Here is a 12,759-nt window from a genome sequence, read left to right on the forward strand (position 1 = left end):
AAACTGCCTTAAATTATTCTGCTTCTGCCTGAGCCTTGGTCACCAGCGCTGGTGCAACCGGAGCACCCGGACGGATCTTCTGCAGACCAGCCACAATCACCTGGTCGCCTGGCTGCAAGCCTTTGGTTACCAACCACTGGTTGTTGATCACTTCAGCAGTTTCAACCATACGTGGCTCGGCCTTGTTCTCTGCATTCACTACCATGGCAACACCCTGCCCCTTAGGGTTACGGGTAATGGCCTTTTGAGGAACCAGAATGGCGTTGGGATCAGTACCTACGTTCAGTACTGTGCGAACAAACATACCCGGCAGCAGCAGGCCATCAGGGTTAGGGAACTCAGCACGCAGGCCAACAGCACCTGTGTCTTCGTTTACTGTCACTTCAGCAAACTGCAGCTTGCCCTTGTGCTTGTACTCAGTGCCATCTTCCAGGATCAGGGTCACGCTGGTGTTGTCCGGCTGTACCAGAGAACCATTGGCAATACGCTGCTTCAGACGCAGCATTTCGGTACTGGACTGGACGATATCTACATTGATTGGATCCAGCTGGGAGATCATCGCCAGTGCCTGCGCCTGACCGGCACCAACCAGGGCACCAGGCGTCACGTTGGATTTGCCGATACGGCCAGAGATAGGAGCCTGAACCTTGGTATATTCCAGGTTGATCTCAGCAGTGTTGATAGCGGCTTTCGCCATGGCAACACTGGCCTGAGCTTCCAGATAGGCGGCTTCAGCCTGATCAAAGTCCTGTTGACTCACAGATTTGCTCTTCACCAACTCTTTGAATCGGGAAGCTGTGGCCTTGGTAGATGCCAAAGCAGCTTCGGCACGCTTGAGTTCAGCTTTAGCTGAAACCAAAGCGGCTTCATAAGGTGCAGCATCAATCTGGTACAGAGACTGACCTTCCTGCACTTCGCCACCTTCAACAAAGGTGCGGGCTTCAACAATACCGTTTACCTGTGGACGAACCTCAGCTTCCATATAGGCGCGGCTGCGTCCGGGCAATTCAAGAGTGATCGCCTGCGGCGCTGCCGCCACTTTGATCACATCCACAGGCACACTTTGAGGGCCTTTCGGCGCCTGTGCCTGCTGTTCCTGTGAATCGCACCCTACGATCCACAGCGCCGCAGCAATAACTGTGGCAATTGTAAGCATTTGCCGCATCTGAACTCCTGAGTTTTAAGCACCAATACTCCCGCCTGAGTCCAAGCAAGAGTATGAAAATTTGATATGGATAAAAATTAGCGAGCATTTATCTCATACCCATAAGGTATCAACAAGCGGATATAAGGATGAAAAGTGTAAACGAATGAAAATATTAAATTATTTCAACAGCACTTGTTAAAACATTGTTGTGACAGGCTTTGGCGGGCATGGTGAATTAAAACAGCGTTTATTTTACAACACCTTGTCAAAAGCAAAGGGCTGGGAACATTCAGTTAAAACATCTCATTTAACCTCAAGTCGACTCAGCACAAAACGCGACTTAACAGTTTGGCAACAGAAGATCTCACTTGCCACAAACACCCTTTCGGGGAATGGAGAAAGCCAGCGTTCCCATCTATCTTTTCAGTAGTGGATATAAGGAGAGTAAAGGAATGGATTGCAAATGGATGCTGGCGGCCCTGATCACCGCACTGCCCTGTACTGTATTGGCGGCAGAAACCGATGAAAACAGGGTGGCAGGTGGCACAGTCGGGGGCAAACTTACCTTCGCGACAGATTATGTATTCCGGGGTGAGTCGGAAACCCTGGACAGCGAAGTGCCAGTGGTTCAGGGCACGCTGGGCTGGACCCATGATAACGGCTGGTACCTGGGCGCATTTGCATCCAACATCAAATTTCAGGATCCCAATCTGGAGATAGTTACCGCACCCTATATTGGCAAGTTCGGTGAAATAGGGAACTCCGGCTTCAATTACGACATTATGTTGTTCGCTTATCTGTACCCGGGGGCTTCATATTCCAATTACACTGAGCTATGGCTCAGGGTCAGTCGCGCGTTCGATGACCTCAACCTGCAATTGGAAGTGACTCCCACTCTGGATGACTGGTTCGGGGTCGAAGGCTGGAAAGGGGTCAACTATGCCCTGCACCCCAGCTATCAAATCAGTGGCTGGACAGTATCTGGATCTGTGGGCTATCAGGATTTGTACGACTCAGATGATGCGGCTGAGGGCTGGGCGCACTGGAACCTGGGGGTCAACAAGCGCTTTATCGGCCTGGATTTCGACCTGAGATACCATGGCAGTACAGTGGATGAAGACCATAAGGTGTATGGCACTCAGACCATTATTTTTGATGACCGATTGGTGTTTGGCGTCAGCAAGAGTTTCTGAGCTCACAATCAGATAAACACGAAGCCGCTTCGCTTTGAAAGAACACGAAGAATAGCCTTGAACCAGCTCATGCTTTTCTTCGTGTCAGATGCTTTCAGGCTTTTCTCTCAAAGAAAGTTATCACCAACCCCACAGGCCAGAATGCGACTTATCTCAGCCAATGAACGCCCGGATTCCTGCTGCCACTGATTAAATGCAGCCTGGATCTGCACCATGCCCTTTTTGGATGTGGCGCTGGCATCCAGCAACTTATGTCCTTTGAAGTAAGACTCCACATCGCCGGTCAGCAAAAAGGTGTCCTTGCCAATGGTGCGCAGAAAATAGGGCCCGGTATTGCCACCCAGGCGGGTTCCCCGCTTTTTCAACTCAGCCCACAGGCCAATAATATTGTCTTCTGGCCAGTCTGCGATAAAGCGGGCAAAGCTTCCGTGTTTATCGGCCAACTCCTGCACCATCAGAGCGTTGTCGTAGATGGCCTGAGTTTTTTTAGCGTGGCGGATAAGGTTTGGGTCAGATGCCCTTTGGGACAACTGCTCCGGAGACATCATCAATACCTTGAACGGCACAAAGCCAAAGAAAGCCTCTTCATAGGCAGGCCATTTGTTGTCAACCACCCGCCAGACAAAACCGCTTTTCATCACCTGCATGCTCATGGCAGACAGCAGCCTGTCATCTCCCAGCGTCGCGATCTCCTCATGACTGCGCCCGGATGGTAACAGGGCTTCCAATGCTGCCTTGCCGCCTTTGCGCTCTGCCGCTCTTTGATAAATCTGCTTGAATGACTCCATTCAGGCCCCCGAAGTGTCTTTGATTGTCGCTTGTTATATCAAGTCCCTGCGTCACTGGCTAATCAGTTTGTTCGATAGACAAAAACTGGATTGGAATTAGATAATTCTCGATTATTCAGCTAGTTTGTTAATCAGGAATAACAAATAAGGGCAGATATGGACGCTTCTCAACTCTATCGAATGCTGGTGTTTGCCACAGTGGTGGAACAGGGTTCCTTTACCCGGGCAGCCGACAAACTCGGCGTCAGCCGCTCCATGGTCAGCCAGCATCTTAAAAAGCTGGAAACCCGACTGGATAACAAACTGCTGGAGCGTACCACCCGCAAAGTCAGCCTGACTGATGCTGGCCGCCAGTTTTATCAATATTGCGCCGAGCTGCTACAGCTCGCCGAACAGGCAGAAAATGCCGCCCTGCCCAGCAGCGCCGAGCTTCAGGGCAGTCTGAAAGTGTGCGTTCCCCACGCACTGGGGCAAAGCCATCTGCTGCCCCGCCTAGGCGAGTTCGCCCGCCAGTACCCCAAGCTCAAAATTAACCTGCAGCTTGAAGATATGCGTCTGAACCTTGAAGAACACCATATCGACCTGGCTATCTATGCCGGTCAGGCCCGGGGGGCCACCAGCTCGGGACTGGATCAACAATGGCAACACCTCAAACTGTCGGAGTATCGTGAGATTCTGGTAGCTTCACCTGAATACATTGCAGGACACGGTCGCCCGATTCATCCCGACAATCTTGAGCAACATCATTGGATCTGCAGTGGCCATCATCTGATGCCCCGCCCTATGGTACTGGCCAACAGTGACAACGAAGAGTTCCGTATCCGGATTACCCCGGCTCAGGTGTGCAATCAGGCGGTGGGCATACTGCAAATGGTCATGCAGGGTATGGGCATGGCGCCCATCGCTGAGTCATTGGTTAAGGGCGAACTGGCAGCTGGCAGACTGGAGCGGTTATTACCTGACTACCATTTAAATCAGGGGGGTGTATTTCTGACCCACAGATTTGAAGAGGGCATGCCACCAAAAGTCAGGGCATTTGCAGAGTTTCTCAGCCAAAAGGTGTACAGCTGCTAGAGTTAATGTAAGACCATAACTCAGGAGTTGTACCTTTGGAGCTGTATTACTTCCCGCTGGGGCGTTTTTCCCAGAAGGTACTGATAGCCCTGTATGAAAAGCAGGTGAACTTTAATCCCAGAGTCACAGATTTACGGGTACCGGAAGTTCACCGCTTGTATCTCAAACTCTATCCCCACGGCAAATTGCCACTGCTGCGAACAGACACAGGCAATGTACTACCCGAATCGAGCATCATCATCGACTTTCTGGATAATAAGTTTGATTCAGGGACCTGCCTGTTACCGGTTAATCACTCCCGTGAACTGGAGGTCAGATTGTTTGACCGGCTGATCGACAATGACCTGAACCATGCTCTGGACAAACTGGACGGCTCAATTGGCGAGCAGGAAACACTGACAGTTGTAAGACTGCAAAAGCAGCTTACCGAGTTTTTGCAGGAGCTGGATAAGCAATTGGCCGATCGTCATTGGCTATGCGGTGACAGCTTTACTCTAGCAGATTGCGCACTCTTGCCCTGCCTGCGTCATCCCTGGGTAAGCCATCAACTCAGAGAGCTGAGCCACCTGAGTCGTTATCGGGATCAGGGAGACCTCAGGGGTTCATGGAGACTGGTACTGGACGAGCTGGAACTGTTCGAGGCCAATGAGCCTTCACAACAGGACTGTAGTTACCTGACTTAAGCCGCAGACTTAACCGGCAAATTACACTGCTTCTTTAACTCCAGAAATTGCTTCCACTTCACCACCTCAGGTGGCATCTGGGGAGTATCGCCCTTGTAACCAGCAGCTTCAATCAACTGCTCAATGGCGACCTGCTTACCTTTGCAAACAAACAGGCCACGAACATGTACTATGCAATGCAAACCACGCTCAGATACAAACCTCTGTTCGATATAGAAATACTTTTCATCCCAGGCAACCACTTTGCTTTCTACATCAAAGGTCTGCAGGGGTTTGATATCCTTGATATAGGTAAATTCGGAGGCGTTGACGATTGGCATCCAGCCTCGCTTGAGGAAGGATTTAAGCAAGCCCATTTCCGCCAACATATAGGTGCGGGCCAGATCCATAAAAGAGGGGTAGCGGGAATTGGTGAGGTGCATATTGATATCACAGTCGGTTGGCAGCGCCCGGTAACGGATCACACTGGTGTCCAGAAACCCAATACGACGACAATGACGCACCCGCCACACAAACAACCAAAACATCCTGAATATCAGATTCATCTTTCCCTACTTCCTGTTCGACCTCTGTAATCCGCCTTGCGGATTGATGCCAAAAGGCTAGCAGAGGTCATACCAGATGGAAAGAGTGAAGTGAGTCACACTCCTCAGACTTTGGGCGTCGCAATTAACACCACGAAGCTGGATTGCTTGTCATCACTGGCCTCACGGCTGTAATTGAACACAATATCTTCCCGGCCATCGCCATTAATATCATCCGTTACTACGTAATCTCCAGAGTCCGGTAAAGGTAACTTCACCTCTTTGCTGCGACTGCTGAACATGGTCGTACCGGCAACCCCGGGGAAAATCTGCAAACTGTCTTCATCGGCAGATAGCATGAGTTCCTTGTAGCCATCGCCATTGACGTCGGCCAGCAAAATTACCGGCTCTCCCGTCTGACCGGATGACAGGGAAAAACTCAACTCAACGGTTTCTTCAAAGCCGGGACGTTTACTGAATCTATCCTTGTTATCCAGGCGGAACAGATAAACATCCACATCAATGCTGCCCGCCAGCAGGGCGCTGATAATCTGTGACACACCAATATCAAAACCGGCCACCAGCACCTCGAGTCGCTCGTCACCATCCAGATCCTCAAATTCGAATCCGGTCAGTGTGCCCTCACCACTGATCACTGTATCGGCTTCTCTGGCGAAGCTCAGCTTGCCCTCTTTGTTACGTCGGCCGTAATAGATCTCATAGTCATTGACTCTGTCCAACACCCCTGAACTTTTGGCGTAGCGAACCACCATGTCACTGATGCCATCAGCATTGACATCGTCAATATGCTCAACGAAGCGATAGACCATATTGCTTTGATCCGGGTCCTCTCCCCAGGCATCCCGGTGAAACCACCACTCAAGGCCATTAATCGGCTGACTGACAGGCAGATAATCAGGTAGTTCAGTAAAGCTGCCATCCGGGCGTTGCCAGAACACCTCCATATCGCCCTCACCCACCTTGAGCAGATCTTTCAAACCATCAAAGTCGGCATCGACCGGATACAGGCGCGCCTGCATATATCGGGCGCCATTGCTGTAGAGCAGCATATCGGGTGTCACAGGCAAAGTTTGCGTCACCAGGCCTTTCCGCCCACCGACATTACTCAGTACAGTCACCCCATTCAGCCCCTGAACCACCAGTTCCGGCCAGGGATTTTTATCCAGTTGATGTACCAGCCCTCCCCGGGTCAGAAAAGGAACGCGAGACTTCAGAGACAGAGAATCGACCTCAGCTACAGGTTCAAACAGCTTGTCCTCAGCTGGGATCCCCAAAAAGTGCTCAGGCCTGAACTGATAAAGGGTATCGTTGGACAGAAAAAATACCTGGCCCTGTCGATCATTGTCAGGCTCGTGGATATCGAATCGATAAAAGTTGGGAGGAATCTTTACCTTGCCGAGCAAACTGTAGGTACCCGGAGCATTTGGGTCCCGCTGAAAAAACAGCGCCAACCATTTTTGCTGCAGCTCATCAACCCCAAGCACCATCAACTCTTTGCCAGGATTGTTTAGCAATTCAACCGGTACCACTTTATGAGTCAGCTTAAAGGGCACCTTAAGTGTTTGCTCATAGAAATCGATACCGTCATCGGCATGGGACATTGCCGATATCAGTAGTAGCAGGCTAACAACAAGCGGCAGCAAGGGCATGAACGACATCCTGTATCCGTTATATTTCAGGCCTTCAATCTACCCAGCAATGATTAAAAAAGAAACACAGGTTGACGCTTTGTAACAATTAACCGGGAATTGCCACCGGGACAAGACACAAAAAAAGCGGCCTGAGCCGCTTTTTGTTTCATTCCAGAGAGTTAGGCTGCAATACCTGAGTGACGCAGCAAAGCATCAATCTGCGGCTCGCGGCCACGGAAGCGTTTAAACAGCTCCATTGGCTCCTCACTGCCGCCCATCTCGAGGATATTATGCAGGAAGTCGGCGCCGGTTTGAGGGTTAAAGATCCCCTCCTCTTCAAAGCGGGAGAAGGCATCGGCCGACAGCACTTCAGCCCATTTATAGCTGTAGTAACCTGCAGCATAACCACCGGCGAAGATATGGCTGAAACCATGTTGGAAGCGGTTGAAGTCAACCGCCTTAACCACAGCAACCTGCTCACGTACCTGGTTCAGGGTCTCCTGAATGCGGGCTCCCAACTCTGGCTTGTATTCCAGGTGAATACGGAAATCGAACAGGGAGAACTCCAACTGACGCAGCATCATCATGCCGGACTGGAAGTTCTTGGCCGCCAGCATCTTATCCAGCATCTCTTTAGGCAGAGGCTCACCAGACTCATAGTGACCAGAGATTTCGGCCAGAGCTTCTTCAGACCAGCACCAGTTCTCCATAAACTGACTTGGCAGCTCAACCGCATCCCAGGGCACACCGTTGATACCGGACACACCGGCCACGTCGATACGGGTCAGCATATGGTGAATACCATGGCCAAACTCATGGAACAGAGTCGTCACTTCATCATGGGTAAACAACGCAGGCTTGCCATCAACCGGCCCGTTAAAGTTACAGGTGAGGTAAGCCACTGGCTGCTGCAAACCTGTGGTAGTGGTGCGACGAACACGACACTCATCCATCCAGGCACCGCCACGCTTACCACTGCGGGCGTACAGGTCCAGATAGAAGCTGCCACGCTGCTCACCCTTATCGTCATAGATATGGAAGAAGCGCACATCTTTGTGCCAGCGATCGAACTCTTTTTGCTCTTCTATCTTCAACCCGAACAAGCGGGAAACAGTGTAGAACATGCCGGACAGGACACGCTCTTCCGGGAAGTATGGACGCAGAGCTTCCTGAGATATTTGATACTTGTGCTGCTGCAGCTGCTCGCCGTAATAGCCCACATCCCAGGGTGACAACTCATCGACACCAAATTCAGATTTGGCAAAGGCTTTCAATTCCGCCAGCTCAGCTTCGCCCTGCTTTTTGGAGCGCAGTGCCAGCTCGTTCAGAAATGCCATCACCTGAGCCGGAGATTCGGCCATTTTGGTAGCCAGTGACTTATCCGCATAGCTGTCGAAGCCCAGCAGATTGGCCAGCTCGTGGCGCAGTGCCAGGATCTCATTCATCACCTCTGAGTTGTCGAACTCACCGGCATTAGGACCAACATCAGACGCACGGGTCACGTAGGCGGTATACATCTCCTGACGCAGTGCACGGTTTTCGCTGTAGCTCATTACCGGCAGATAAGACGGGAAGTCCAGAGTGAACAGCCAACCCTCTTTTTCTTTAGCCTGTGCCATGGCTTTGGCTGCCGCCCTGGCGGAATCCGGCAAACCGGCCAGCTCAGCTTCGTCTGTGATCAATTTTTCCCAGGCGTGGGTCGCATCCAACACATGGTTGGAGAAGGTGCTGGTCAACTCGGACATACGCTTGGCAATTTCGCCATAACGCACTTTCTGTTCATCTTCCAAACCAATACCGGACAGCTCGAAGTCACGCAGACTGTGCTCCAGATAAGTTTGCTGCGGCTTGGTCAAAGTCGCGAATTCATCGGACTCAGCCAACTCTTTGTAAGCCTGATACAGGCCCTGATGCTGGCCCACCCAGGTGCCGTATTCAGACAACAGCGGCAAGCACGCATCGTGAGCGGCGCGCCACTCCTCAGTGCTGAGCACAGAGTTCATATGGGAAACCGGAGACCAAATGCGATTCAGTTCATCATCGACCTCATCCAGCTGTGCCACCAGGTTATCCCAGGTATAACCCTGTCCACGGGCAGTCACCTCTTCCACTTTATCGCGGCAGCGTTTGATTGCTGTTTCCACAGCTTCCTGAATATGTTCCGGTTTAATCTGGGAAAAAACCGGCAGCTCGGTACTGCTCAGCAAAGGATTGGTCATATGATTCCCTCAAAAAAATGACAACTTCTCTGCAAGTATAGATAAGGGTTGATTAAGCGTTATTCAAGGTGGCTTATGTCGATTGCATCAATGGATTTTCAGCATTGGAGGTGTACACTCGGAAAAAAACCTCTGAGCATGGACGCAATGAAGCTTTATCTAACATCTTTCCTGTTCGCTACATTGGTACTCCCTCTGCAGGCCAAGCCTGTAGCACCCTCCAATACAATAAAAGATGCCAATGGCAACCCAATCCTTTGGGGAGATAAACCGGAGGGCGCTTTTGATGCCGATGGAAATCCAATACAGATACGTTCTGATGGCGCCAGCATCATTAATATTTCGCCGCAAAAGCAGACTGCCAAACCCATAAACACAGGCCTGTCACCTTCAAACAGAAAGTATGTCAGCGTTGGCAAGCCTGCAGTCAGCCGTCGTCCATTTGTTGCCAATGACCCTTCATGCCGCTGGCTCGACCAAAGAATGACCCAGCTTGAGAGTGCGCCCTTCCAGAAATATGGTCACCACAAAAAGGAGTTGCAGACACGGGAATGGGAGTGGAGATGCCTCAAGTGCTACTCTGATGGCCCTGGGCGAAGCGATCTGGACAGATGCAGAGGCAAGTAATCCTATCTCACGCCAGGTGGCGGCCTCAAAAGCTGAGAACTACACTCAAAGCACTGTTTTTATTCAATCATGGATGACATATGCAGCGCTTTGCCCCTCTCGCCGCACTCATAGCATCAACCACTGGCTCAATCTCAGCAGCACAGGCTGTCCCCACAGACTATGAAATCATTACCGCCTGGGACAGCAACTATGTGCAACAGGGCCGGGACACACTTGATGACACAGGCCGTTTCTGGGCCTTGCTCAGTGCCAACTGGCAGTCAGTTACTCTGTATAGCGAGCTTGTCCGCGGTGACAGCCAGGATTATTCAGAAGCCAAATTCGGAGTCGAATATGGCTTCGACACGCCTGATAATATTGAGCTGTCAGCCGGATACCACAGAATAGAGTTCTACGGCCTGGAGCGGGCCCACGACAATGAGGTGTTCGCCGACCTGGCCTACACAGGCTGGGATTGGTTAACTCCTTCGGCCAACTATACCTATGCTACCGAAAACTCGGGTTATTTCATTGAGCTTGCTGTGGCCCATGAGTGGCAGCTCAGCGAACAATGGGTACTGGTTCCCTATCTACTGCAAGGATTTGATTATGGCTATGTGACCGAGGAGCATGACGGCAATAATCACACCCAGATAGGTATTGAGGCCAGCTGGCAATGGAGTGACAAACTGAGTGCGACCTTGCACCTGCATCATGCCTTTATCGGCACAGATATCCGGCGTGAGTATGGCGGCGCCGATCTGGTACCGGACGGCAGCGATATCACCTGGGGAGGGGTGCTTCTTACCTGGGTGATTGACTGATGAAACTGCACTTGAGTATCGCCGGGTTACTGCTCGCCCTGGTGAGCTTTCACTCGTGGAGTAAAGATCCTCTGCCTTTGGACACTGTGCTGGATGAGCATGGCAACCCCATAGCCATTCCAAAACAGCAAAGCGCGCTTGAGATGCCAGCCCCTGCAACACCAAGTCCCGAAGCCCCCCGCAATAAATCCAACGAAAAGCAGGTCTCTGACAAAGCGAAGAAACCCAGAAAGCTGAGCCGGAAACAGCAACTGGCCAATCGTACCAGTGTTGCCAATGACCCATTTTGTCGCTGGCTTGACCAACGCCTCAAACAGTTGGAAAAAGCCGGCACGCAAAAATATGGACACCATGCGCAGGAGCGCAAGGTCAGAATGCAGGAGTGGCAGTGTCTGAAATGTGGTGCTGAGGGCCCGGCTACAGGTGATCACCATAAGTGTCAGGCACGCTAAAGTTTCTCTATTGCGGCGCCTTAACATTTAAGGCTGTCCCTGCGTCACAGTTTTTGGCAGTATTCGGCACAACAACAAGAAAATTGCGGCACCGAAATCTGGACAGTGGCCGTGACTGAAATGGAGACCGAAATGGCACAACACTTTGATTATATCTGCCTCGGCGCAGGCAGCGGCGGTATCGCATCAGCCAACCGGGCGGCCATGCGTGGCGCCAAAGTATTGCTGATTGAAGCCAAGCAACTGGGTGGTACCTGTGTAAATGTAGGCTGTGTCCCCAAGAAAGTGATGTGGTACGGCGCTCAGGTGGCAGAAGCCATGAACCTGTACGCCAAAGATTATGGTTTCGATGTCACCATCAATAAATTTGACTGGCAGACACTGGTCAACAGCCGCTGTGCCTATATCGATCGTATCCATGGAGCCTATGAACGTGGCCTGGGAAGCAATAAGGTTACTGTGGTTAACGGTTACGGCCGCTTTGTGGACAACAACACCATCGAGGTCAATGGCGAGCATTACACTGCCGACCATATCCTGATCGCTACCGGCGGTCGTCCAAGTATCCCCAATATTCCCGGTGCCGAATACGGTATCGACTCAGACCGCTTCTTTGAGCTGACTGAGCAGCCAAAGCGTATGGCTGTGGTTGGCGCAGGCTATATCGCGGTGGAAATTGCCGGTGTAATGCACGCTCTGGGTACTGAGACTCATCTGTTTGTGCGTAAGCACGCGCCACTGCGCAGCTTCGATCCTATGCTGGTTGAAGCATTGACCGGCTTTATGGAGAAAGAAGGTCCAAACCTGCACACCTTCAGCACGCCAAAAGAGGTGGTGAAGAACGCCGATGGCAGCCTGACTCTGACACTGGAAAATGGCGAGAGCTATGAAGTGGACTGCCTGATCTGGGCAATTGGCCGTGAGCCAGCCACAGATAAGATCGGCCTGGAAAATACCGATGTGACCGTTGACGAACGTGGCTTTGTGTTTGTCGACGCCCAGCAAAATACCTCTGCCGAAGGCATCTATTGTGTGGGTGACATTATGGCTGGCGGTATCGAGCTGACTCCTGTCGCAGTAAAAGCCGGTCGACTCCTGTCCGAGCGCTTGTTCAACAATATGCACGACGCCGCTATGGACTATGTCAATGTGCCAACCGTGGTATTCAGCCACCCGCCAATCGGCACCATGGGTCTGACCGAACCTCAGGCTGTTGAACAGTACGGCGAAGACAATGTGAAGGTTTACACCTCTACTTTTGCGTCCATGTATACCGCCGTCACTGCCCACCGTCAGGAGTGTAAGTTCAAGCTGGTGTGTGCCGGTGAGGATGAAACAGTGGTCGGTATCCATGGTATTGGTTTTGCCATGGATGAGATCCTGCAGGGCTTTGGTGTCGCCATGAAGATGGGTGCCACCAAGAAGGACTTCGATGCCGTTGTGGCTATTCACCCAACCGGGGCGGAAGAGTTTGTAACCATGCGGTAATTGGCGCGCTCATGCGCTTAAGCATAGCTAAAAGAAGCCGCCCTTAAACAAAAAAGCCGCGACTCATTCGAGTGGCGGCTTTTTAATACCGATAATCTACCTGAGT

General features: G+C 51.5%; 12 protein-coding genes. 7 read left to right on the forward strand and 5 right to left on the reverse strand.

From position 1 onward, the window contains the following. Positions 1–13 precede the first annotated feature (13 nt). Positions 14–1,165: an efflux RND transporter periplasmic adaptor subunit gene (locus ACFOE0_RS12685; protein WP_248936865.1), complete on the reverse strand. Its 1,152-nt coding sequence runs from the start codon at positions 1,163–1,165 to the stop codon at positions 14–16. 434 nt (positions 1,166–1,599) lie between these two features. Between ACFOE0_RS12685 and ACFOE0_RS12690 the strand changes: the two genes are divergently transcribed. After that, positions 1,600–2,340, forward strand: coding sequence for a TorF family putative porin (locus ACFOE0_RS12690; RefSeq protein WP_248936864.1), 741 nt, complete (start codon positions 1,600–1,602; stop codon positions 2,338–2,340). A 107-nt stretch (positions 2,341–2,447) separates the two neighbouring features. Here the strand turns inward: ACFOE0_RS12690 and ACFOE0_RS12695 are convergent, their stop codons facing one another. Further along, entirely contained in the window at positions 2,448–3,128 is a 681-nt protein-coding gene (locus tag ACFOE0_RS12695; RefSeq protein WP_248936863.1) for a DNA-3-methyladenine glycosylase I, read from the reverse strand. A gap of 156 nt (positions 3,129–3,284) precedes the next feature. Between ACFOE0_RS12695 and ACFOE0_RS12700 the strand changes: the two genes are divergently transcribed. Both ACFOE0_RS12700 and ACFOE0_RS12705 read left to right on the forward strand, forming a co-directional pair. Continuing rightward, positions 3,285–4,202 (forward strand): LysR family transcriptional regulator, encoded by a 918-nt coding sequence (locus ACFOE0_RS12700; RefSeq protein WP_248936862.1) that lies wholly within the window; start codon positions 3,285–3,287, stop codon positions 4,200–4,202. Between the two features lie 35 nt (positions 4,203–4,237). Next, entirely contained in the window at positions 4,238–4,885 is a 648-nt protein-coding gene (locus ACFOE0_RS12705; protein WP_248936861.1) for a glutathione S-transferase family protein, read from the forward strand. Here ACFOE0_RS12705 and ACFOE0_RS12710 read toward each other — a convergent pair. The 3 genes from ACFOE0_RS12710 to prlC all read right to left on the reverse strand — a co-directional run bounded on the left by ACFOE0_RS12710 (position 4,882) and on the right by prlC (position 9,280). Next, the gene (locus ACFOE0_RS12710) at positions 4,882–5,430 is read right to left on the reverse strand and encodes a thioesterase family protein (RefSeq protein ID WP_248936860.1); all 549 of its coding nucleotides are present in this window, start codon (positions 5,428–5,430) and stop codon (positions 4,882–4,884) included. The genes ACFOE0_RS12705 and ACFOE0_RS12710 overlap by 4 nt on opposite strands. Positions 5,431–5,534: 104 nt before the next feature. Then, positions 5,535–7,088 (reverse strand): FG-GAP repeat domain-containing protein, encoded by a 1,554-nt coding sequence (locus ACFOE0_RS12715; RefSeq protein ID WP_248936859.1) that lies wholly within the window; start codon positions 7,086–7,088, stop codon positions 5,535–5,537. Between the two features lie 152 nt (positions 7,089–7,240). Further along, positions 7,241–9,280: an oligopeptidase A gene (gene prlC / locus ACFOE0_RS12720; RefSeq protein ID WP_248936858.1), complete on the reverse strand. Its 2,040-nt coding sequence runs from the start codon at positions 9,278–9,280 to the stop codon at positions 7,241–7,243. A 147-nt stretch (positions 9,281–9,427) separates the two neighbouring features. Here prlC and ACFOE0_RS12725 point away from each other — a divergent pair, with 147 nt between their 5' ends. The 4 genes from ACFOE0_RS12725 to gorA all read left to right on the forward strand — a co-directional run bounded on the left by ACFOE0_RS12725 (position 9,428) and on the right by gorA (position 12,653). Continuing rightward, positions 9,428–9,907: a hypothetical protein gene (locus ACFOE0_RS12725; protein ID WP_248936857.1), complete on the forward strand. Its 480-nt coding sequence runs from the start codon at positions 9,428–9,430 to the stop codon at positions 9,905–9,907. 80 nt (positions 9,908–9,987) lie between these two features. Continuing rightward, entirely contained in the window at positions 9,988–10,713 is a 726-nt protein-coding gene (locus ACFOE0_RS12730) for a hypothetical protein (RefSeq protein ID WP_248936856.1), read from the forward strand. Then, entirely contained in the window at positions 10,713–11,165 is a 453-nt protein-coding gene (locus tag ACFOE0_RS12735; RefSeq protein WP_248936855.1) for a hypothetical protein, read from the forward strand. Before ACFOE0_RS12730 ends, ACFOE0_RS12735 begins: the two co-directional genes overlap by 1 nt. A gap of 132 nt (positions 11,166–11,297) precedes the next feature. After that, complete coding sequence (gorA, locus tag ACFOE0_RS12740; RefSeq protein ID WP_248936854.1) at positions 11,298–12,653, forward strand: glutathione-disulfide reductase; 1,356 nt, start codon at positions 11,298–11,300, stop codon at positions 12,651–12,653. Positions 12,654–12,759: the final 106 nt, after the last annotated feature.

The organism is Shewanella submarina (assembly GCF_042646185.1).
Classification (GTDB): domain Bacteria; phylum Pseudomonadota; class Gammaproteobacteria; order Enterobacterales; family Shewanellaceae; genus Shewanella; species Shewanella corallii.